Here is a 21109-nt window from a genome sequence, read left to right as displayed (position 1 = left end):
AGGATTCCCGGGCTGAAGCTCGGGCTACGGGTGGGAGCCCCCTTATGCCGGTGGTGCAGGCCGGGGCTGGCGTAGCCCGGACTTCAGTCCGGGGCGATGCACAAAGGCCGGGGTCACTCCCAACCGAGGCGGGCGAGCTTCCAGTCGCCGTCGTCGCGCCACCATTCGAGCTTCACGGCGTATTGGCGGGCGGCGTCGGGGATGAGGCCTTCGGCGCCGGTGAGGGCGATGCGGGCGTCGGTGTGGCCCTTCTCGCGGTAGGTGGGGTCGAGGCGGCTGTCCTGGCTCAGGGCGATGATCGAGACGTTCTTGTGGCGCATGAACAGCAGCGCCATGGTGCGCCGTGCCCATTCGCGGTCGTTGCCGTCGGCGGTGGCGAACTGCGGGTGCAGCTGCTTCATCACCGCGCCGGTGTCCTTCGCTTCCAGGTTGGCCTGCAGGGCCTTGACCGCTGCCTCCAGCTCGGCGGCCGGGTCTTCGCGGCCGCAGCCGGTGAGCAGGGCCAGGAACAGTACGATCGGTAGGGTGAACAGCCTCGCTGACATATTCGAACTCCATTTCCCTCGTTTATGATGCCGGGCACATTAGGCGGCGGATGTCCCGGGGGGCATTGGCCTAGAGCACAGAATCGGAGCCCAGCATGCTGACTTTGTATCCGGAAATTAAGCCCTACGCCCGCCACGAACTGGCTGTGGACGAACCGCATGTGCTCTACATCGACGAGAGCGGCACCCCCGACGGCCTGCCGGTGGTGTTCATCCACGGCGGCCCGGGCGCCGGCTGCGATGCCCTGAGCCGGCGCTTCTTCGACCCGACCCTGTACCGCATCGTCACCTTCGACCAGCGTGGCTGTGGCCGCTCCACCCCCCACGCCAGCCTGGAGAACAACACCACCTGGGACCTGGTCGCCGACCTCGAACGCATCCGCGAGCACCTGGGCATCGACCGTTGGGTGCTGTTCGGCGGCTCCTGGGGCTCCACCCTGTCGCTGGCCTACGCCCAGGCCCACCCGGACCGGGTGCGGGCACTGATCCTGCGCGGCATCTTCCTGTGCCGTCCCCAGGAGCTGAAGTGGTTCTACCAGGAGGGCGCGAGCCGTCTGTTCCCCGACTACTGGGAGGACTACCTGGCACCGATCCCGGCGGACGAGCAGGACGACCTGATCCAGGCCTTCTACAAGCGCCTCATCGGCACCGACCAGATCGCCCAGATGCACGCCGCCAAGGCCTGGTCCACCTGGGAAGGCCGCACCGCCACCCTGCGCCCCAGCGCCTCGGTGGTGGAGCGCTTCAGTGAGCCGATGCGTGCGCTGTCCATCGCCCGTATCGAGTGCCACTACTTCGTCAACAACGCCTTCCTCGAACCCAACCAGCTGCTGCGCGACATGCCGCGCATCGCCCACCTGCCGGGGGTGATCGTGCACGGTCGCTACGATGCCATCTGCCCTCTGGAGAACGCCTGGGAACTGCACAAGGCCTGGCCCAACAGCGAGCTGCAGATCGTCCGCGACGCCGGCCATGCTGCCTCCGAAGCAGGCATCACCGATGCCCTGTTGCGCGCCACCGACAGCATCGCCCGCCGCCTGCTGGACATGCCGCCGGAAGAGGAAGCCTGATGAAGGCGTTGCTGCAACGGGTCTCTGCCGCCCGGGTGGACGTCGCCGGGGAGACCGTCGGCGCCATCGACCGCGGCCTGCTGGTGCTGGTGGGCGTCGAGCCCCAGGACACCGAAGCCAGCGCCGACAAGCTGCTGCACAAACTGCTCAACTACCGCGTGTTCAGCGATGCCGAGGGGAAGATGAACCTCTCTCTCGGGGCCGTGGAGGGCGGCCTGCTGCTGGTCTCGCAGTTCACCCTGGCCGCCGACACCCGCAGCGGCCTGCGCCCGAGCTTTTCCAGCGCCGCGCCGCCGGCCCAGGGCGAGCGCCTGTTCGACTACCTGGTGGCGCGGGCCCGGGCCCAGCACGGTCAGGTCGCCACCGGGCGCTTCGGCGCCGACATGCAGGTGCACCTGGTCAACGACGGACCGGTCACCTTCCTGCTGGAAAGCTGAACCTGCCTCGCGCCGCGCCGCCTGTCCGGTAGTGGCGTGCTGGCGACTTTGCGCTGACTCGCCATCCACGGTCCGGGCGGTTAGGATTTCGCGCCATGCCCGCCGGGTCCGTGGGCGCCGCTTCACACAATAATGATCTGCCCTGTCAGGAGTAAGAATGAAGAAGCTTCTCGCATCCCTGTTGCTCTCCGCCTGTGCTTTCACCAGCCTGGCCCACGCTGGCGTCGTCGATGACGCGGTCAAGCGCGGCACCCTGCGGGTCGGCATGGACCCGACCTACATGCCCTTCGAAATGACCAACAAGCGCGGCGAGATCGTCGGTTTCGAAGTGGACCTGCTCAAGGCCATGTCCAAGGCCATGGGCGTGAAGCTGGAGCTGGTGTCCACCAGCTACGACGGCATCATTCCGGCGCTGATGACTGACAAGTTCGACATGATCGGCTCCGGCATGACCCTGACCCAGGAGCGCAACCTGCGCATCAACTTCTCCGAGCCCTTCATCGTGGTTGGCCAGACCCTGCTGATCCGCAAGGACCTGGAAGGCAAGATCAAGTCCTACAAGGACCTCAACGACGGCCAGTACCGCATCACCTCCAAGATCGGCACCACCGGCGAGATGGTCGCCAAGAAGCTGATCGCCAAGGCCCAGTACAACGGCTTCGACAACGAGCAGGAAGCGGTGATGGATGTGGTCAACGGCAAGGCCGATGCCTTCATCTACGACGCCCCTTACAACGTGGTTGCGGTGAACAAGGCCGGCGCCGGCAAGCTGGTGTACCTGGACGAGCCCTTCACCTACGAGCCCCTGGCCTTCGGCCTGAAGAAGGGGGACTACGACAGCATCAACTGGATCAACAACTGGCTGCACCAGATCCAGAAGGACGGCACCTACGATCGCATCCATGCCAAGTGGTTCAAGAACACCGCCTGGCTGAAGGACATGGAATAACGGGACGCGCTCCCCGCTGCATGCGACAGGTCCGGCCCACGAGGCCGGACCTGTCTTTTTCGCCCTCCAGGCATCGCCATGAGCGAGACCCATCGTGACTAGAAAACACCGCCGTACCTGGCCCTGGCACCTGCTGACGGGCCTGATCCTGCTGGTGGTCGCCTACGGCCTCTGGTACTCCACCTCCCTGATCTCCTACGAGTGGCGCTGGAACCGGGTGCCGCAGTATTTCGCCTACCAGGCCGAAGAGGCCCAGCGCGCGGCCGACTACGCGCGGGTCGAGGCCATTGCCGAGGAGGGCGCCTATGCTCGGGTGACCCTGGTCACCGAGGGCGGCGAAGCGCAACAACTGCGAGTGGCCAGGGACAGCCTGCAGGTCAGCCAGGGTGACGACATTTCCGAGGGCGACGTGGTCGGCGTGACCCGCCACTGGGCGGCCGGCCCGTTGCTCTGGGGCCTCTGGACCACCCTGTGGATATCCGTGCTCTCCGGCGCGCTGGGGCTGGTGATCGGACTCTTCACCGGACTCTGCCGGCTGTCGCAGAACCCCACCCTGCGCGACCTCTCCACCGTGTACGTCGAGCTGGTGCGGGGCACCCCGCTGCTGGTGCAGCTCTTCATCTTCTATTTCTTCATCGGCACCGTGCTGAACCTTTCCCGGGAGTTCGCCGGCGTTGCCGCTCTGGCCCTGTTCACCGGGGCCTACGTGGGCGAGATCGTTCGCGCCGGCGTGCAGTCCATCGCCCGTGGGCAGAACGAGGCGGCACGCTCCCTCGGCCTCACGGGTGGCCAGTCGATGCGTTACGTGATCCTGCCCCAGGCGTTCAAACGGGTGCTGCCGCCGTTGGCCGGACAGTTCATCAGCCTGGTTAAGGACACCTCGCTGGTGTCGGTGATCTCCATCACCGAGCTGACCAAGAGCGGGCGCGAGGCGATTACTGCTTCCTTCTCCACGTTCGAGATCTGGTTCTGTGTCGCCGCGCTGTACCTGCTCATCAACCTGCCGCTGTCGCAGATCGCCAACCGACTGGAGAGGAGGCTCGGGAAAAGTGATTGAAGTCCGCAACCTGATGAAAGTCTTCGACGCCCGTGGCCAGGAAGTGCGCGCCGTCGACGATGTGACCACCTCGGTCAAGCGCGGCGAGGTGGTGGTGGTGATCGGCCCGTCCGGGTCCGGCAAGTCCACCTTCCTGCGCTGCCTCAACGGCCTGGAGGAGCTGGACGCGGGCTCGGTGAGCATCGACGGCGTCGACCTGGCCAACCCGAAGACCGATGTGAATGCCTACCGCCGCGAAGTCGGCATGGTGTTCCAGCACTTCAACCTGTTCCCGCACATGACGGTGCTGGAGAACCTGTGCCTGGCGCAGAAGGTGGTGCGCAAGCGCGGCAAGGCCGAGCGTGAGGCCAAGGCCCAGGCGCTGCTGGCCAAGGTGGGCATTGCCCAGAAGGCCGGCGAGTACCCCTCGCGTCTGTCCGGCGGCCAGCAGCAGCGCGTGGCCATTGCCCGGGCGCTGTGCATGGAGCCGAAGGTGATGCTGTTCGACGAGCCCACCTCGGCGCTGGACCCGGAGATGGTCGGCGAGGTGCTGGACGTGATGAAGCAACTGGCCCAGGAGGGCATGACCATGGTCTGCGTCACCCATGAGATGGGCTTCGCCCGCGAGGTGGCCGACCGGGTGCTGTTCTTCGACCATGGCAAGTTGCTGGAGGATGCGCCGCCGGCGCAGTTCTTCGACCAGCCCCGGGACCCGCGTGCGCAGGCGTTCCTCAGGCAGGTGCTGTAAGGGAATGGAAAGGGCCGCGATGCGGCCCTTTTTCTTTGATCGTCCAGGGGTGAGCATCGAGAGCTTTGTCGCCAAGCTGGTTACCGAGCTCGGCGGATGTCACCTGTTTCGCCCCGCCGGGCGAGTTTCTTTTTTCAGTCGCCAAAAAAGAAACCAAAAAGGCTCGCCCCTGCATCCGGCCCGACTGCGTCGGGTTCCCTCGCTTCACCGCCGCTCCAGGGGCCCGCGCTGACGGGCCATCCCTGGCCCGGCAGCGCTCTCGCGACATCCATGTCGCTCAACCCCTTTCACTGCGGCTTCGCTCGGCCTTCTGAAGGGGCCGTTTCCCGGCCCCACCATCGAAGCTGAGCAGAGCATTCAGTTGCGCATCAAGCTGGGTTCGAAGGCGTCAATGCAAAGGCGCCGCCGCCTGCAACTCGTTGTCCTCCAGCCAGTCCTGCGCCAGCTCCCTCAGGCGGGCCGCTTCGAAGTGGTGCCAGGCTTCCAGCAGCACCGGGTACTCCATCAGCACGTGGCGGAAGGCACGGGCCGGTTTGCGGCCGGCCAGGGCCTGTTGCAGGGCGGTGTAGGCATGGGGGTGGACGACTTCGTGGAGGAACTCCTCCATCAGCCGCAGCTCGTCGCCGTGGGTGAGGGGTTCCACCAGCAGGAAGCGCTCCGGCTCTTCGCGCAGGAGGGTTTCCAACTGGGGATCGGCATCCTCTTCGGGAATCAGCAGGACCTTGCCGGTGAGCAGGTCCAGGTAGTGGTCCAGGCCCTCGGTGGAGAGGGCGAAGGCCAGTTGGTCGAGGTCGATGGTCAGGGGGCGCATGGCTCGGGCCTCGGCAGGGGAGAAGGCCCGATCCTACGCCCTCCGGCGGGCGGTGTCAGACCCGGAAGCGCCCGACCATCTGTTGCAGTTCGTTGCCCAGGCGCGCCAGCTCCACGCTGGACGCGGCGGTTTGCTCGCTGGCGGCGGCGGTCTGCTCGGAGATGTCGCGCACGTTGAGGACGCTGCGGTTGATCTCCTCGGCCACGGCGCTCTGCTGCTCGGCGGCGGCGGCGATCTGCTGGTTCATCGACTGGATGGACGAGACGGCGCCGGTGATGGAGGTCAGCGAGTCGCCGGCCTCGCGGGCCAGGCGCAGGGTGTCTTCGGTCAGTTCGAGGCTGCTTTCCATCATGCTGGCAGCCTGCTGGCTGCCGTTCTGCAGGGCGGCGATCAGCTCCTGGATTTCTTCGGTGGATTGCTGGGTGCGCTGGGCCAGGCCGCGCACTTCGTCGGCCACCACGGCGAAGCCGCGACCGGCTTCGCCGGCGCGGGCGGCTTCGATGGCGGCGTTGAGGGCCAGCAGGTTGGTCTGGTCGGCGACGGTCTTGATCACGTCCAGCACGCTGCCGATGGTGTCGCTCTCGCGGCGCAACTGCTGCACGGATTCGGTGGAGCGGCCCACTTCGGCGGCAAGGCGGTCCACCTGGCCGAGGGCCTGGCGCACCAGGCGGTCGCCCTGGGCGGCTTCGCGGTCGGCGGAGGCGGCGGCTTCGGATGCCTGCTCGGCGTTGCGTGCCACGTCGTGCACGGTGGCGGCCATTTCATTCATGGCGGTGGCGACCTGGTCGGTCTCGACCTTCTGCGCGTTGACCCCGGCGCTGGTCTGTTCGGTGACGGCGGAGAGTTCCTCGGCAGCGCTGGCGATCTGGGTGACGCCATCGCCGATGCGCCCGATCAGTTGCCGCAGGTTGCCGGCCATGGCCTGCAGGGCACGCTGCAGTTGGCCCAGTTCGTCCTGGCGCTCGGCCTGCAGTTCGGCACGCAGGTCGCCGTCGGCGATGCGCGAGGCGAAGGCCAGCGCCTGGCGCAGTGGGTCGATGATCTGCCGGCTGATGGCCCAGGCGGCAAACACGGCGAGGCTGATGGCCAGCAGGGTGGTGACGAGCAGTTGGCTGCGGGCGCTGGTGGCGTCGCTGCTGCGGGCCTTCACCTGCAGCTCGTAGATCCGGTTGCCCTGGTCGCGCATGGCCTCCGCGTGCTTGCCCATGGTGTCGATGGCGGCGCGGCTGGCCTCGACGCCCTGGCCGAACTGGCGCACGGCGCTGAGGTAGGCATCGAAGGAGGGGCGGGCGCGGGCCAGGTAGTCGGCGAAATCGCCGGTGGCCTGCAGCCTGAGTGCGTCGAGGTCGCGCTGCAGGCGGGCCAGGGCGGCCTGGGCCGGTTGTTCGGATTCCGGAGTCTGCTGGAAGACGAAGCCGCGCACCAGGTAGCGGATGGTCAGCAACTGCTGGTTGAGCCCGGTGATGGCGCGGGTTTCGTCCAGCAGTGCGGGGTTGGTCGGGTCGCGGGCGAGGTCGTCGAAGCGGCGGTTCTGCAGTTCGGCGAACTGGGTGAGCACGGCTTCGGCGGACTTGATCAGTACGGCTCGGGCGGCGTTACGGTCGTCCTGGGCGCGGACCAGGGCGGCGAGGGACTGGCGGTAGGCGGTGATCTCGCTGCGCAATTGGTCCAGTCGGGCGCGGCCCTGAGCGGTGTGGGCGTCGGCCTCCAGGCGGTCGCTGATGGCGAGCATGGCGTCGATCAACTGTTCGATGCTGCGCGCGTGCTGCATGTCGCCGGTGCTGACGAACTGCAGGCGTTGGGCGCGGGCGTCCTTGATGGCGTTTTCCAGTTCGCTGACGGTGACCATCTGGTCGCTGCTGTCGATCATGCGGTCGATGCCGCGGATGCCGTTGAGCATCACGGCGAGGGTGAGGAGCAGAACGAGGCCGAAGCCGAAGGCGAGTTTGCGGCCGACCCGCAGGTCGGCGAGCCGTTGTGTGCACCAGTGGTACATGGTTTCTCCCGGGAATGCGTAAGCCCGACGGTGCGCGGGGCATCGCCGTGGCGGGTGAGGCGTCTGTTGGAGTTGTTGGGGGAGGCGCTACCGAGACGGTGGCCTGTGACGCGGGGGCGGGAGAGTAGCCGGCGCCCCAGGGCGCCGGCAAGAACACGATGGCAGTCTGATATTTCGTCTGATGGCCGGTCCGGGCGGCCTGTTCTCAGACGCGGAAGCGGCTGACCAGGTCCTGCAGGCTGCCGCCCAGGCGCGCCAGTTCTACGCTGGAGGTGGCGGTCTGGTGGCTGGCGGAGGCGGTCTGTTCGGAGATGTCGCGCACGCTGGCGACGCTGCGGTTGATCTCTTCAGCCACGGCGCCCTGCTGCTCGGCGGCAGCGGCGATCTGCTGGTTCATGGCCTGGATGGTGGACACCGATTCGGCAATGGCGCCCAGGCGGCGCCCGGCGCGGCGGGTCAGTTCGACGGTGCTGTCGGTCAGCTCGCGGCTGGTTTCCATCAGGCTGGCGGCGCGTTGGGCACCGCTCTGCAGGCCGGCGATCAGCGCTTCGATCTCCTGGGTCGATTGCTGGGTGCGCTGGGCCAGGCCGCGCACTTCGTCGGCGACCACGGCGAAGCCGCGACCGGCTTCGCCGGCACGGGCGGCTTCGATGGCGGCGTTGAGGGCCAGCAGGTTGGTCTGGTCGGCCACGGTCTTGATCACGTCCAGCACGCTGCCGATGCGCTCGCTCTCCTGCTTGAGGTGGGTGACGGCATCGCTGGAGCGGGTGACCTCGTCGGCCAGGCGGTCCATCTGCTGCACGGCGTCGTTGACGGCCTTCTCGCCTTCGCGGGCCTGGCGGTCGGCGGCGCTGGCGGACTGGGAGGCGTCTTCGGCGTTGCGGGCGACCTCGTGGACGGTGGCGGCCATCTCGTTCATGGCGGTGGCGACCTGGTCGGTCTCGACCTTCTGGGCGTTCACGCCGGCGCTGGTCTGGGTGGTGATGGCGGACAGTTCTTCGGCGGCACTGGCGAGCTGGGTGACGCTGTCGCGGATGCGGCCGATCAGGTCGCGCAGGCTGGCATTCATGCGCTGGATGCTGCCCTGCAACTGGCCCATCTCGTCGCTGCGCTGCACCACCAGGTCGCGGCTGAGGTCGCCGGCGGCGATGCGCTCGGCGGCGTCGAGGGTGTCGCGCAGGGGCTGGGTGATCTGCCGGGTGATGAGAAGGGCGGCGAACAGGCCAAGCACCAGGGCGATGGCCGAGGTCACCAGCAGCATGACGTGGGTCTTGCGGGTTTCGGCTTCGAGCTTGGCGTTCTGCTGTGCATACAGGCGTGCGCTGATTTCCAGCAGGCGCTGGCCCTGTTGGCCCATTGCGTTGAACTGGGCCTCGGCGTTGTCGTTGGCGCGGCGGTAGGCGCTGATGGCGTCGCGGTAGGTCTTGAGGTTGCTGCCGACGCGGGCCAGGTCGGTGTCGTCGCTGCCCAGGTCGGCGGCCAGCTTGGCCTGGTTGCCGAGGGCGGCGTCCACGGCTTGCAGGGCGGCGTCCTGGAAGCTGGGGTCGTTGCTGAAGGTGTAGCCGCGGACCTGGAAGCGGGCCTGCATCACCGAGTGCCGCAAGTCGGCCAGTTCGTGGAACTGGGTGAGGCGGCCGGCGTCATCGAGGGTGATGTCGGCGAGGACGCGCTCGCTGAGGTTGCCGATGGAGGCCATGGCGGCGTCGGCGCTGCTGCCCAGTTGGCTGCGGGCGTCTTCGCGGGTCCGGTAGGCCTGGCCGAGCTGGGTGAAGGCGGCCTGGTAGGCCTGGGTCGCCTGTCGGGCCTGCTCCATGTGTTCGCGGTCGCGGGCGTCGGTGAAGTGCTGTTCGAGCGTGCGGGTGTGGTCGACGATGGCCTGCACGCGGGGGCGTACACGCTCGGCGTTGTTGGCGTCCTGCTTGAGCTGGTAGGCCTGCTGGCTGATCTGCAGGTCCTTGGCCAGTTCGCTGAGGCTGGCCGAGTCCTGAAGTTTCTGGCCTCGATCCAGGGTCTCGTCGATGGCGAGCCAGCCGGTGAGGGTGATGAGCAGGGTGAGCAGCAGGACGAGGCCGAAGCCGATGGCGAGCTTGAGGCTGACACTGAGGTTACTGAACCAGCGTGACATGCTTCTTCTCCTGGCGAACGCGGCAGAGAGGTTGAGGGGGTGGGAGGTTATCGGCGGGTCGCCGTGGCGCTTGAAGGGCGTCCTCAGAACAGGCGGGCGAGCAGGGCGGTGACCGCCGTCTCGACCCGCAGGATGCGTTCGCCCAGTTGCACCGCTTCGAAGCCGGTGGTTTGCAGCTTCTCGACTTCGTAGGGGATCCAGCCGCCTTCGGGGCCGATGGCGAGGGTGACGGGGCCTTCCACGGCACGGGGGCAGTCGGGCCAGGGGCCGGGGTGACCGACCAGAGCACGGGTGCCGGCGGCAAGGGCGGGCAGGCGGTCTTCGACGAAGGGTTTGAAGCGTTTCTCGATGACCACCTCGGGGAGCACCGTGTCGCGGCCCTGTTCCAGGCCCAGGATCAGTTGCTCGCGGATGGCGGCGGGTTCGAGGAAGGGGGTCTGCCAGAAGCTCTTCTCGACTCGGTAGCTGTTGAGCAGTACCAGGCGCGGGACGCCCATGGTGGCGACGGTCTGCAGCACGCGGCGGAGCATCTTCGGGCGTGGCAGGGCCAGCAGCAGGGTCAGCGGCAGCTTGGCCGGCGGCGGCTGGTCGAGGCTCACCTGCAGTTCGGCGTGGTCGGCCTCAAGGACGGTGAGCCGGCCTTCGCCCATGGCGCCGCCGAGCAGGCCGACCCGCAGGCTGTCGCCGGCTTCGGCGCGGTGCACGTCGTGCAGGTGCTTGAGTCGGCGGCCACGCAGGAGTGCGTGGCCGGGGGCGACGAAGTCGCCCTCTTCCAGCAGCAGGAGGTTCACGGGCGGGTGGCGGGCGGCTGGTCTTCGGGCTCGCTTTCCGGCGTGTCGTTGCGCCGGCGCACCAGGCCGCCACAGAACACGCCGACCTCGAACAGCAGCCACATGGGTACGGCCAGGAGGGTCTGGGAGAAGATGTCCGGCGGGGTGAGGATCATGCCGACCACGAAGCAGCCGATGATCACGTACGGGCGGATCTTCTTCAGGTAGGCGACGTCGACCACGCCGATCCAGATCAGCAGCACCACCGCGACGGGGATCTCGAAGGCGACGCCGAAGGCGAAGAACAGCGTCATGACGAAGTCGAGGTAGCTGGCGATGTCCGTCATCATCGACACCCCTTCGGGGGTGACACTGGCGAAGAAGTGGAAGATCAGTGGGAACACCAGGAAGTAGGCGAAGGCCATCCCGGAGTAGAACAGCACGATGCTGGACACCAGCAAGGGCATGGCCACGCGCTTCTCGTGCTTGTACAGGCCGGGGGCGATGAAGCCCCAGATCTGGTGCAGGATCACCGGCATGGCGAGGAACAGCGCCACCACCATGGTCAGCTTGAACGGGGTGAGGAACGGCGAGGCCACGTCGGTGGCGATCATCGTCGCGCCTTCCGGCAGGTACTGGCGCAGCGGCGCGGAGACGAGGGTGTAGATCTGCTGGGCGAAGTAGAACAGCCCGGCAAAGATCAGGAACACTGCGGCAACACAACGCAGCAGGCGGGTGCGCAGTTCGGCGAGGTGCGAGACCAGGGGCATCTCCTGGTCGTATTCCGGCTTCTGGTCGCTCATAGGGTGCGGGGCGGCTGTTGCGGTTCGGCGGTCGGGGCAGCCAGCGGTGTCGCCACCGGGGTGGCGACCGGTGCGGCAGGTGCTGGGCTGGACACCGGCTTGGCAACCGGCGGCGGGGTGCCGCTGCTGGCAGCCGGCGCGGGTGTCGGAGCCGGCTGCGGTGCGGCAGGGGTGGGCGGGGCCTCGTTGGCCTCGTCACTCGGCGTCGGGTCGGCCAGCAGGTTCTCCAGGCTCGGGGGCACGATGCTTTCCTTGATTTGCCGTTCCATTGCCATGATCTGCTCGTTGTGCAGTTGGCGACGGATTTCGTCGGCGCCGATCTCGCGCTCCACTTCCTGCTTGATGGCGTTGAAGCTGCGTTTCAGGCGGCCGATCCACAGGCCAGCCGTGCGGGCAGCCCCGGGCAGGCGCTCGGGGCCGAGCACCAGCAGGGCCACGAGGCCGATCAGCAGCAATTCACCAAAGCTGATGCCGAACATGGCGCATCAGTCCTTGCGCACAGTCGGCTCTTCGACCTTGTGTGCCTGGCCGTCGATGGTGTGCGGCTGGTTCAGCGGGGCGGCCGGTTGTTGGGGCGCGGGCTGCTGGGGCTGCTCGGCCTTCTGCTCCTCTTCGGTGTTCATGGCCTTGCGGAAGCCCTTGATGGCTTCGCCGACGTCGGAGCCGAGATTCTTCAGGCGCTTGGTGCCGAAGACCAGGACGACGACGATCAGAATGACCACCCAGTGTTTCCAGTCGAAAATACCCATGGTTTGCTCCTGCGTATCGATTCGTTAGGCGGAAGGCTGGCGGGCGGCTTTTTCAGCGTGCCCGGACAGGCCGAAGCGACGTTCCAGTTCGTCCAGTACGGCCTGGGGATGCTGGCCGAGGGCGGCGAGCATGACCAGGCTGTGGAACCAGAGGTCGGCAGTTTCGTAGATCAGGTCGCTGCAGTCGCCGCTGGTAGCGGCATCCTTGGCGGCCAGGATGGTTTCAACCGATTCCTCGCCCACCTTCTCGAGGATCTTGTTCAGCCCCTTGTGGTACAGGCTGGCCACGTAGGAGGAGTCGGCCGGCGCATTCTTGCGGGCTTCGATCACCTCGGCGAGGCGGGAAAGGGTGTCACTCATGTGCATGTCCTGCGTGGTAGATCGCGTCGGGGTCCTTGATGACCGCGTCGACGGTCTTCCAGCCGCCGTTCTCGTAGACGCGGTAGAAGCAGCTTTCGCGGCCGGTGTGGCAGGCGATGCCGCCGATCTGCTCGACCATCAGCACGATGACGTCGGCGTCGCAGTCCAGGCGCAACTCGTGGAGCTTCTGCACATGGCCGGATTCCTCACCCTTGCGCCAGAGTTTGCCGCGCGAGCGTGACCAGTAGATGGCACGGTTCTCGGCGACGGTCAGGGCCAGGGATTCGCGGTTCATCCAGGCCATCATCAGGATACGTCCGGTCTTGTGGTCCTGGGCAATGGCCGGGACCAGGCCGTCGGCGTTCCAGTGGATGTCTTCCAGCCAGTCGTTCATGTCGGTTTCCACGAGCAGGCCGGGGGCGGGCCCGGCCGGGGGCAGTAGTGTGCCAGCGCTGGCGCGGCCTTGGCTATCGGCGAAGTACGAGATACAGACCACTGGCCAGCATCAGCCAGGCCGGCCAGGCGGCGAGGTGCTGCTCCAGGCCGGCACTGGCCGCGCCCACCAGCAGGGCGGCGCCGATCAGGCGCGGGGCGAGGCCGTCGCTGGCGCGGCGCCAGGGCGGTGGCGGGTCGCTGGCGTGGGGCTGGCTCATGCGCTCCAGCAGGTCGCGGGTCATGCCGGCCAGGTGCGGCACCTGCTCGACCTGGGCCTGCAGGTTGGACAGCAGGCTCTTGGGGCTGACGCGCTCGCGCATCCAGCGTTCCAGGTAGGGCTGGGCGGTGCTCCAGAGATCGAGGTCGGGGTAGAGCTGGCGGCCGAGGCCTTCGATGTTGAGCAGGGTCTTCTGCAGCAGCACCAGTTGCGGTTGCACTTCCATGTTGAAGCGGCGCGCGGTCTGGAACAGGCGCAGCAGCAGTTGGCCGAAGGAGATGTCCTTGAGCGGCTTCTCGAAGATGGGTTCGCAGACGGTGCGGATGGCCGCTTCGAAGTCGTTCACCCGGGTTTCCGCCGGGACCCAGCCGGAGTCGATGTGCAACTGGGCGACGCGGCGGTAGTCGCGCTTGAAGAAGGCGATGAGGTTGCGCGCGAGGTAGTCCTGGTCCTCGGGGGTGAGGCTGCCGATGATGCCGCAGTCGATGGCGATGTACTGCGGGTTCCAGGGCTGGCGGGTGCTGACGAAGATGTTGCCGGGGTGCATGTCGGCGTGGAAGAAGCTGTCGCGGAACACCTGGGTGAAGAAGATCTCCACGCCACGTTCGGCCAGCAGCTTGAGGTCGGTGCGCTGGTCGGCGAGGGTGGCCAGGTCGGTGACCGGGACGCCGTAGATGCGCTCCATCACCAGCACCTTGGGGCGGCACCAGTCCCAGTAGACCTGGGGCACGTAGAGCAGCGGCGAGCCTTCGAAGTTGCGCCGAAGCTGGCTGGCGTTGGCCGCTTCGCGCAGCAGGTCGAGTTCGTCGTAGATGGTCTTCTCGTAGTCGCTGACCACTTCCACCGGGCGCAGGCGGCGGGCATCGCTGGAGAGGCGTTCGGCCAGGCGGGCGATGAGGAACAGCCAGGCGAGGTCCTGGCGGATCACCGGCTTGAGGCCGGGGCGCACCACCTTGACCACCACGTCTTCGCCGCTCTTCAGGCGCGCGGCGTGGACCTGGGCCACGGAGGCGGAGGCCAGCGGGGCGACGTCGAAGCGGGTGAAGACGTCGCTGATGCGGGCACCCAGCTGCTCTTCGATCAGGCGCACGGCCTGTTCGGGGTCGAAGGGGGGGACCTGGTCCTGCAGGCGTGCCAGCTCGTCGGCGATGTCCGGCGGCAGCAGGTCGCGGCGGGTGGAGAGCAACTGGCCGAACTTGATGAAGATCGGCCCGAGGCCTTCGAGGGCCAGGCGCAGGCGCTCGCCACGGGTCAGCTGCAGGTCGCGCCGGGGGAACCAGCGCCAGGGCAGCAGGCAGCCGAGCATGCGCAGCCACCAGGGCAGCGGGAGGTCGAGTATCAGGTCGTCGAGGCGGTAGCGGATGACCACGCTCTGGATGCGCAACAGGCGGCGGACGGCGAGCAGCTTCATGCGTCTGGGGGGCTTTTCCGGGTCAGGCGACCGATGCGGGCTTCGAGACGGTCGAGATCGATCTTGAGACGGTCCAGTTCGGCGAAGCGGGCTTCCGCTTCACGCTGGCCCACCAGGGTGCGGGATTCCTCGGCGAGGTAGTCGGCGAGGTTCTGGCGCAGGCTGTCCAGGCTCTGCCCGGCCCAGCCGGCGCGGCTGCGCAGGTGGCCGGCGAGCAGTTGGGTGCCCACCGGGCCGAGCCAGCGGGAGACTTCGTATTCCCAGTCCAGCTCCAGGTCCTGCAGCACCGAGGCCAACTCCATGAGCGCTGCGCTGTCACCTTCCAGCTCCACCTCGGGGCGGTGCAGGACGGCGGTCTTCTCCTTGCTCAGGGCCAGGCGCAGCAGGCTCGCGGCGGGGGCGCGCAGGGTGCAGTCGGCCGGTGCGGCCCAGTGGGCGGCGAGTACCAGGCCGTCGCCACCGGGCAGCAGGTAAAGCTCCAGTGCGGGGCCCTGGCAGTCGATGCGGATCACCTTGCCTTCCAGTCGGGACAGCCGGGGCAGGGCGGTGGCGTCGAGGCGCAGGACCCGGTTGAGGCCGTGTTCGGCGCCGGCCAGCAGGGCCTGGGTGAGCATCAGGGCTTGATGCCGCGATGCAGGGCGACGATGCCGCCGGTCATGTTGTGGAAGGTGGTCCGCTCGAACCCGGCCTCCACCATCATGGCCTTGAGGGTTTCCTGGTCGGGGTGCATGCGGATCGATTCGGCCAGGTAGCGGTAGCTCTCGGCGTCGTTGGTGATCAGCTTGCCCATCAGCGGCAGCAGGGTGAAGGAGTAGGCGTCGTAGGCCTTGCTCAGCAGGTTGCTGGTGGGCTTGGAGAACTCCAGCACCAGCAGGCGGCCACCGGGCTTGAGCACGCGCAGCATGGAGCGCAGGGCGGCGTCCTTGTGGGTGACGTTGCGCAGGCCGAAGGCGATGGTGACGACGTCGAAGTGGTTGTCGGGGAAGGGCAGCTTCTCGGCATCGGCCTGGACGAAGCTGACGTTGCCGGCGACGCCGCTGTCCAGCAGCTTGTCGCGGCCGACCTGGAGCATGGAGGCGTTGATGTCGGCGAGGACCACTTCACCGGTGGGGCCGACCAGGCGGGAGAACTGGCGGGTGAGGTCGCCGGTGCCGCCGGCGATGTCCAGCACGCGGTTGCCCGGGCGCACGCCGGACAGCTCGATGGTGAAGCGCTTCCACAGCCGGTGGACGCCGCCGGACATCAGGTCGTTCATCAGGTCGTACTTGGCGGCCACCGAGTGGAACACTTCGGCGACCTTGGCGGCCTTCTGGCTCTCCGGCACGTTCTGATAGCCGAAATGGGTGGTGGGTTCGGCGTCGTGGCCTTTGCGCGGTTCGTTCATGTCGCTGCCCCGGAATAGAATTGGCGGCCATTCTAGGCTTGTCGGCCTGGTTTGTCTTGGGCTGCGCCCGACGCCTGGAGTGGCCTGTTATAGTCGCGCGACCTTAAGTCGCAGTCCGGAGACACCCATGGCACGCATCCACGTCGAACGTTCCCACCAGCTCGGAAAAGCCGCCGTGCGGGAGAAGGCCGAGCAGCTCGCCGAGCGCCTGGCGCGTGAGTACGACGTGCGTTACCAGTGGCGCGGCGACACCCTGGAGTTCAGCCGTAGCGGGGCTGATGGGCGCATCGAGGTCAGCGACGACAGGGTCAATGTCGAGGTGAAGCTGGGCCTGCTGCTGTCGGCCATGGGCGGCAGCGTGAAGCGCGAGATCGAGAAGGCGCTGGACGAGTACCTGGCCTGACGGCGGTTGCACCCGTCCTGCGGCTAGTATGCGGTTTCTAAATTTCCTGGCTAACGTGCACCCCAAGCCCCGATTCCGGGCAAGTCCCCCCACAATTCGCGTGAGGTGCATCATGGCCAAGGCAGCCACCGCCAAGAAGAAAGTCGAAGTAGAGAAGACCCCCGTTCTTTCCGACGTACGCCTCTATGCCAGGAAGATCTGGCTGGCAGGCCTGGGCGCCTACGCCAAGGCTGGCCAGGAAGGCGTCGACTACCTGCGTGAACTGGTCAAGGCCGGCGAAGGGGTCGAGAAGCGCAGCCGCAAGAGCGTCGATGCCGGCGTCGAGGCGGCCAACAGCCAGCTCGACTCGGTCAAGGGCAGCGTGCTCGAGAGCGTGGCGGGCGTGAAGGAAAAGGTCGAGGTCCAGATCGATCGCATCGAGAAAGCATTCGACAACCGTGTGGCAGTGGCCCTCAATCGCCTCGGGATTCCCTCCCGCCAGGACGTTGAGGCACTCTCTGCTAAGCTCGACGAGTTGAGCGCATTGCTCGAACACGTCGCGCGAACCAAATAAGGAGAGCAGGATGGCTGGTAAGAAGAAAACCGCAAAAGAAACCAACTCCTGGATCGGCGAGATCGAGAAATACTCGCGCCAGATCTGGCTGGCGGGCCTCGGGGCCTATTCCAAGATCAGCAACGACGGCACCAAGCTGTTCGACACTCTGGTCAAGGATGGCGAGAAGGCCGAGAAGCAGGCCAAGACCGAAGTCGACAAGCAGGTCGATGCCGTCAAGTCCCGTGTCGGTTCGCGCGTGGATTCGGCCAAGTCCCGGGTCGATGAAGTGAAGGACAAGGCGCTCGGCAAGTGGAACGAGCTGGAAGAGGCCTTCGACAAGCGTCTCAACAGCGCCATCTCCCGCCTGGGCGTGCCCAGCCGCAACGAAGTGAAGGAGCTGCACGGCAAGGTCGAGGCCCTGACCAAGCAGATCGAGAAGCTGACCGGTGTTTCCGCCAAGGCGGTCAAGCCGGCAGCCAAGCCCGCCGCCAAGGCAGCCCCGGCAAAGGCTGCTGCAGCCAAGCCGGCCGCTAAGCCTGCTGCGAAACCGGCGGCCAAGTCTGCCGCCAAGGCTGCTCCGGCGAAAGCCGCCGCATCCAAGCCGGCCGCGAAACCCGCGGCTGCGAAGCCCGCCGCCAAGCCGGCTGCTGTGAAACCTGCAGCCAAGCCTGCTGCTGCGAAACCGGCTGCGAAGAAGGCACCGGCCAAGAAGCCGGCTCCGGCAAAAGCGGCGTCTCCGGTCCCGGCTGCTGCACCCGCTGCTCCGGCAGCACCGGCTCCGGCTGCTGCAGAGGCATCGAGTGCAGCAACATCCCAGGCCTGATCACCCCAGGTCACTTGAACGCCCGGCTCGTGCCGGGCGTTCTCGTTTCAGGCTTCCAGGTAGCGACGGGCGAGGCCTTCGACCGCCATCCGCGCCTCCGGGCGCAGGTGGGGTGCCACCAGCATCATGATCTGGAAAACAACCAGTTGGCTCTCGCCGGCGCCGTTGCCGAGGATGCGCTGGTAGTCCAGAGAGAACAGCAGGGTGAGGGTGATCTGCTCCACCAGTTGCCCCAGGGCGGGGGTGTCGCTCACCAGTTGGTCGTCGGCCTTCAGGCGGGCCAGCAAGGCGGCCAGTGTTCGCTTGAGAGCGTTCAGCCAGTGGCGCATGCCGCGTGCGAGCCTGGGCAGGCGCCCGGCGAGGTTGGACAGGTCCTGGAAGAGGAAGCGGTAGCGCGCCACCCGTTCGACGATCAGGTGCAGGAACAGCCAGTAGTCCTCCACGTCCAGCCGGGCGCCATCCGGCGGGTCGAGCAGGGGCTCGGTCTCGGCCTGGAAGCGCTCCAGCAACGCCATCACCAGCGGCTCTTTGCCGTGGAAGTGGTAGTAGAGGTTGCCGGGGCTGATGCCCAGCTCGGTGGCGATTTCCAGGGTGGTGACGTTGGGTTCGCCCTCCTGGTTGAACAGCGCCAGGGCGCATTCGAGTATGCGGTCGCGGGTTTTCATCCTGCCTTCTTGTTCTGTTCTGCCGGACCCGCCCACCGGGCCCGGCGACTTCCTGTTCAGCGTACGTGCACGTAGGTGCCGGGCGAGGCCTCCATCGGCGGGTAGTCCGGGTTCCCCAGTGCCACCTGGGTTTCCCGCTGCTCGCCCGAACGAGCCTGGACCCACTCCAGCCATTTCGGCCACCAGCTGCCGGCGACGCTCTCTGCGTCGTAGTACCAGGCGCGATGGTCGGAACTGAGGGTGGGGTTCTCCAGGTGGGTGGCCTTGGGGTTGCCGGGTGGGTTGAGGATGCTCTGGATGTGGCCGCTGTTGGAGAGCACGAAGCGGCTCTCACCCCCCAGCAGCATTGTGGAGCGATAGACCGACTCCCACGGGGTGATGTGGTCGTTGATGCCGGCCACGCTGAAGCTGTCGACGGTGACTTTTTTCAGGTCGATCGGCGTGCCGCACACTTCCAGCGCGCCGGGGCGGGTCAGCGGGTTGTGCTTGAACAGGTCGAGCATGTCGCCGTGCATGGCGGCCGGCAGCCGGGTGTTGTCGTTGTTCCAGTAGAGGATGTCGAAGGCCGGTGGCTGGCGACCCAGCAGGTAGTTGTTGATGAAGTAGTTCCACACCAGGTCGTTGGGGCGCATCCAGGCGAAGATCTTCGACATGTCGCGGCCATCCAGCACGCCGGCCTGGTAGGAGCGGCGCTTGGCGGCTTCAAGGGTTTGCTCGTCGGCGAACAGCGCGGCCGGCGTTTCCACTTGAGAGTCCAGCAGGCTGACCAGGTAGGTGGCGCTGCTGATCTTGCGCAACTGCCGTTTGGCTTGCAGGTGGCCTTGCAGGGCGGCGATGGTCAGGCCGCCGGCGCAGGCGCCGACCAGGTTGAGGTCTTTGCTGCCGGTGATGGCGCGGCACACATCGGTGGCTTCCTCCAGGGTCTGCACGTAGCTGGACAGGCCCCACTCGCGATGACGTGCGTCGGGGTTGCGCCAGCTGATGGCGAACACCTGCAGGCCGTTCTTAAGGGCGTACTGGACGAAGCTCTTCTCCGGCGTCAGGTCGAAGATGTAGAACTTGTTGATCTGCGGGGGAACGATCACCAGGGGCTTGAGGTACTGCTTCTCGCTCATCGGCTTGTACTGGATCAGTTCCAGCATTTCGTTGCGGAACACCACTGAACCCGGGGTGGTGGCCAGGTTCCGCCCGACTTCGAAAGCATGTTTGCTGACCTGGCTGGGCATGGCGTTGTTGTGCAGCAGGTCGTCGAACAGGTGGCGCGCACCGTTTATCAGGCTGAGGCCGCCGGTGTTGAAGAGTTCCTTCACCGCCAGCGGGTTGAGCAGGCTGTTGGACGGGGCCATGGCATCACTGAGCAGCGACAGCACGAAGCGCGCTCGGGTGCGGTCGTCCGGAGACAGCTCGCTGTCGTCGATCCATTCCATCAGGTGCTGCTGCCAGGCCAGGTAGGCCTGGAGTCCGCGCCGGTAGAAGGGGTTGAGCTGCCAGGACGGGTCGGCGAAGCGGGCGTCCTGCGGGTTGGGGGTGTAGGGCGTGTCTCCCAGCAGCACCCGCCCGAGCTTGCCGCCCAGTTTGAGCAGGTGGCGGGCGCTGTGCACCGGGCGCTTGGCACTGTGCACGGCCAGGGTGCGGACGGTCGAGGCGAGATCCTTGCCTCGGAGGCCGACAATGGCGTTCTGCACGTTCATGAGGTTAGCGGGGACCGGCAAGGCGCCCGAGTCCTTTTTCTCTCGCATGGGGGCAACACTCCGTAATCAGTCCATCGTCATGGAGGGTCAGCAAGGCTCGTACCACGAGCACGACAGGTGCATTCCAGACCAGTTCCCGGGAAATTCAAGTTTGGGCGGGCTGCACCGTGCCGGCGCTCGGGTAGGAAAGGGCCCCGTCCTGGGGCACGATTCGGCTCAGGGTGTGCGGGGCAGCAGCGGCTTGGGGTGCATGACTGCCCGCCGCCGTTCCTGTGCCAGGAATTTCATGATGATCGGCGCAACTGTTTCCGCGCGCGTCACCAGGAACAGGTGACCATCGTCGATCACGTGCAGTTCCGCATTGGGAATACGCCAGGCCAGCAGGCGCATGTTCACCAGCGGAATGATCGGGTCGTCATCGCCGGCCAGCACCAGGGTGGGTTGGCGGATGCGGTGCAGCCAGTGGATGCTGGTCCAGCCGAGGCCGGCGAACAGTTGCCAGTAGTAGCCGAGCTTGCCGGAGGAGCGCACCTTGCTCGCGTGGGCCATGGCCAGGCCGGGGTCGCGGCGGAAGGCGCCGCCGTAGATATCGGGGGCGATGTGCACGCCATAGGACGGCTGGATGTAGCGACGCGGGCTGGCCATGCGCATCAGCACCTTGGGCTTGCCGGGCACCATCACTGCGCCGGCGGAGGTGGCGGCGAGGATCAGTTTCTTGCAGCGCTCGGGGTAGTCATGGGCGAACTGTTGGGCAAGCGCGCCCCCCCAGGACACGCCGATGGCGTTGACCTGGCCGTAGTCGAGGTAGTCCAGCATCCGCGCGGCCAGCTTGGCCAGGCCGGGGAAGCGGTAGGGCGTGCTGGGGGTGGAGGAACCGCCGACGCCGGGGACGTCGAAGGCGATCACTTCCTGGTCCGGGTCCAGCGCCTGGACGAAGGGGAACACCAGTTCGAGGTTGGCGCCGATGCCGTTGAAGATCAGCAGTGGTGTCAGGTGATCGCCGCCCGGACGGACGGCGGTGCGGATGGTCTGGCCATCGAGGTTGATGGTGCGGAAGACGAAAGGTTGCGGCATGCGCGAGCCCCTATGGGTGGATACGGCGTGCGGCGCCGGCAGGGGCTCCGCCTGGACTGCCGGGGATTAGCC

At 66.9% G+C, this 21109-nt stretch carries 24 protein-coding genes and 1 pseudogene; 8 read left to right on the top strand and 17 right to left on the bottom strand.

Going from position 1 to position 21109, the window contains the following annotated elements; translation table 11 throughout:
- Window positions 1-113: 113 nt before the first annotated feature.
- Window positions 114-545 (bottom strand): hypothetical protein, encoded by a 432-nt coding sequence (locus A9G05_RS20480; RefSeq protein ID WP_069562695.1) that lies wholly within the window; start codon window positions 543-545, stop codon window positions 114-116.
- A 95-nt stretch (window positions 546-640) separates the two neighbouring features.
- Here A9G05_RS20480 and pip point away from each other — a divergent pair, with 95 nt between their 5' ends.
- The 5 genes from pip to A9G05_RS20455 all read left to right on the top strand — a co-directional run bounded on the left by pip (window position 641) and on the right by A9G05_RS20455 (window position 4785).
- Window positions 641-1615, top strand: coding sequence for a prolyl aminopeptidase (pip, locus tag A9G05_RS20475; protein ID WP_069562694.1), 975 nt, complete (start codon window positions 641-643; stop codon window positions 1613-1615).
- Entirely contained in the window at window positions 1615-2052 is a 438-nt protein-coding gene (gene dtd / locus A9G05_RS20470) for a D-aminoacyl-tRNA deacylase (protein WP_069562693.1), read from the top strand. The genes pip and dtd overlap by 1 nt, the downstream gene beginning before the upstream one ends.
- 157 nt (window positions 2053-2209) lie before the next feature.
- A complete protein-coding gene (locus A9G05_RS20465) occupies window positions 2210-3001 on the top strand; it encodes a transporter substrate-binding domain-containing protein (RefSeq protein WP_069562692.1) in 792 nt (263 codons plus the stop codon).
- A 94-nt stretch (window positions 3002-3095) separates the two neighbouring features.
- Window positions 3096-4058: an amino acid ABC transporter permease gene (locus A9G05_RS20460; RefSeq protein WP_069562691.1), complete on the top strand. Its 963-nt coding sequence runs from the start codon at window positions 3096-3098 to the stop codon at window positions 4056-4058.
- Window positions 4051-4785 (top strand): amino acid ABC transporter ATP-binding protein, encoded by a 735-nt coding sequence (locus tag A9G05_RS20455; protein ID WP_069562690.1) that lies wholly within the window; start codon window positions 4051-4053, stop codon window positions 4783-4785. Before A9G05_RS20460 ends, A9G05_RS20455 begins: the two co-directional genes overlap by 8 nt.
- 388 nt (window positions 4786-5173) lie before the next feature.
- On the opposite strand, the gene A9G05_RS20450 is transcribed toward A9G05_RS20455, so the two are convergent.
- The 13 genes and pseudogenes from A9G05_RS20450 to ubiE all read right to left on the bottom strand — a co-directional run bounded on the left by A9G05_RS20450 (window position 5174) and on the right by ubiE (window position 15846).
- Entirely contained in the window at window positions 5174-5596 is a 423-nt protein-coding gene (locus A9G05_RS20450) for a UPF0158 family protein (protein ID WP_069562689.1), read from the bottom strand.
- A 55-nt stretch (window positions 5597-5651) separates the two neighbouring features.
- The gene (locus A9G05_RS20445; RefSeq protein WP_069562688.1) at window positions 5652-7592 is read right to left on the bottom strand and encodes a methyl-accepting chemotaxis protein; all 1941 of its coding nucleotides are present in this window, start codon (window positions 7590-7592) and stop codon (window positions 5652-5654) included.
- A gap of 205 nt (window positions 7593-7797) precedes the next feature.
- Window positions 7798-8661 (bottom strand): methyl-accepting chemotaxis protein, encoded by an 864-nt coding sequence (locus A9G05_RS28555; RefSeq protein ID WP_371850580.1) that lies wholly within the window; start codon window positions 8659-8661, stop codon window positions 7798-7800.
- Window positions 8656-9717, bottom strand: a pseudogene (locus A9G05_RS28550) (methyl-accepting chemotaxis protein); the annotation flags it as partial. The pseudogene A9G05_RS28550 and the gene A9G05_RS28555, both read right to left, overlap by 6 nt.
- A gap of 83 nt (window positions 9718-9800) precedes the next feature.
- Entirely contained in the window at window positions 9801-10508 is a 708-nt protein-coding gene (locus A9G05_RS20435) for a 16S rRNA (uracil(1498)-N(3))-methyltransferase (RefSeq protein ID WP_069562686.1), read from the bottom strand.
- Window positions 10505-11290 (bottom strand): twin-arginine translocase subunit TatC, encoded by a 786-nt coding sequence (gene tatC / locus A9G05_RS20430; protein ID WP_069562685.1) that lies wholly within the window; start codon window positions 11288-11290, stop codon window positions 10505-10507. The genes A9G05_RS20435 and tatC overlap by 4 nt, the downstream gene beginning before the upstream one ends.
- Window positions 11287-11769, bottom strand: a complete 483-nt coding sequence (gene tatB, locus A9G05_RS20425) for a Sec-independent protein translocase protein TatB (RefSeq protein WP_069562684.1) — start codon at window positions 11767-11769, stop codon at window positions 11287-11289. The genes tatC and tatB overlap by 4 nt, the downstream gene beginning before the upstream one ends.
- A 6-nt stretch (window positions 11770-11775) precedes the next feature.
- The gene (locus A9G05_RS20420) at window positions 11776-12039 is read right to left on the bottom strand and encodes a twin-arginine translocase TatA/TatE family subunit (RefSeq protein WP_069562683.1); all 264 of its coding nucleotides are present in this window, start codon (window positions 12037-12039) and stop codon (window positions 11776-11778) included.
- 24 nt (window positions 12040-12063) lie between these two features.
- Window positions 12064-12399, bottom strand: coding sequence for a phosphoribosyl-ATP diphosphatase (locus A9G05_RS20415; protein WP_069562682.1), 336 nt, complete (start codon window positions 12397-12399; stop codon window positions 12064-12066).
- Entirely contained in the window at window positions 12392-12793 is a 402-nt protein-coding gene (hisI, locus tag A9G05_RS20410; protein WP_044406666.1) for a phosphoribosyl-AMP cyclohydrolase, read from the bottom strand. The genes A9G05_RS20415 and hisI overlap by 8 nt, the downstream gene beginning before the upstream one ends.
- 73 nt (window positions 12794-12866) lie before the next feature.
- Window positions 12867-14462, bottom strand: coding sequence for a ubiquinone biosynthesis regulatory protein kinase UbiB (gene ubiB, locus A9G05_RS20405; RefSeq protein WP_069562681.1), 1596 nt, complete (start codon window positions 14460-14462; stop codon window positions 12867-12869).
- Window positions 14459-15076, bottom strand: a complete 618-nt coding sequence (locus A9G05_RS20400; RefSeq protein ID WP_069562680.1) for an SCP2 domain-containing protein — start codon at window positions 15074-15076, stop codon at window positions 14459-14461. Before A9G05_RS20400 ends, ubiB begins: the two co-directional genes overlap by 4 nt.
- Entirely contained in the window at window positions 15076-15846 is a 771-nt protein-coding gene (gene ubiE / locus A9G05_RS20395) for a bifunctional demethylmenaquinone methyltransferase/2-methoxy-6-polyprenyl-1,4-benzoquinol methylase UbiE (protein ID WP_044406675.1), read from the bottom strand. The genes A9G05_RS20400 and ubiE overlap by 1 nt, the downstream gene beginning before the upstream one ends.
- Before the next feature lie 127 nt (window positions 15847-15973).
- Between ubiE and A9G05_RS20390 the strand changes: the two genes are divergently transcribed.
- From A9G05_RS20390 to A9G05_RS20380, 3 genes are all read left to right on the top strand, one after another.
- Window positions 15974-16249, top strand: a complete 276-nt coding sequence (locus A9G05_RS20390) for a polyhydroxyalkanoic acid system family protein (RefSeq protein ID WP_044406678.1) — start codon at window positions 15974-15976, stop codon at window positions 16247-16249.
- A gap of 112 nt (window positions 16250-16361) precedes the next feature.
- The gene (locus A9G05_RS20385) at window positions 16362-16802 is read left to right on the top strand and encodes a phasin family protein (protein ID WP_069562679.1); all 441 of its coding nucleotides are present in this window, start codon (window positions 16362-16364) and stop codon (window positions 16800-16802) included.
- A gap of 10 nt (window positions 16803-16812) precedes the next feature.
- Window positions 16813-17607, top strand: a complete 795-nt coding sequence (locus tag A9G05_RS20380; RefSeq protein ID WP_069562678.1) for a phasin family protein — start codon at window positions 16813-16815, stop codon at window positions 17605-17607.
- Between the two features lie 47 nt (window positions 17608-17654).
- On the opposite strand, the gene A9G05_RS20375 is transcribed toward A9G05_RS20380, so the two are convergent.
- The 3 genes from A9G05_RS20375 to phaZ form a co-directional block, all read right to left on the bottom strand.
- Entirely contained in the window at window positions 17655-18272 is a 618-nt protein-coding gene (locus tag A9G05_RS20375) for a TetR/AcrR family transcriptional regulator (protein WP_069562677.1), read from the bottom strand.
- Window positions 18273-18328: 56 nt separating this feature from the next.
- Window positions 18329-20011 carry a class II poly(R)-hydroxyalkanoic acid synthase gene (gene phaC / locus A9G05_RS20370; protein WP_069562676.1) on the bottom strand — a complete coding sequence of 561 codons (1683 nt, stop codon included), beginning with the start codon at window positions 20009-20011 and terminating at the stop codon, window positions 18329-18331.
- A gap of 168 nt (window positions 20012-20179) precedes the next feature.
- Window positions 20180-21037, bottom strand: a complete 858-nt coding sequence (gene phaZ / locus A9G05_RS20365) for a poly(3-hydroxyalkanoate) depolymerase (RefSeq protein WP_069562675.1) — start codon at window positions 21035-21037, stop codon at window positions 20180-20182.
- Window positions 21038-21109: the final 72 nt, after the last annotated feature.

It is taken from the genome of Pseudomonas sp. ENNP23 (genome assembly GCF_001728945.1).
GTDB lineage: Bacteria > Pseudomonadota > Gammaproteobacteria > Pseudomonadales > Pseudomonadaceae > Metapseudomonas > Metapseudomonas otitidis.
Note: the sequence above shows the minus strand (reverse complement) of the source record. Positions and strands in the feature narration are given on the sequence as shown.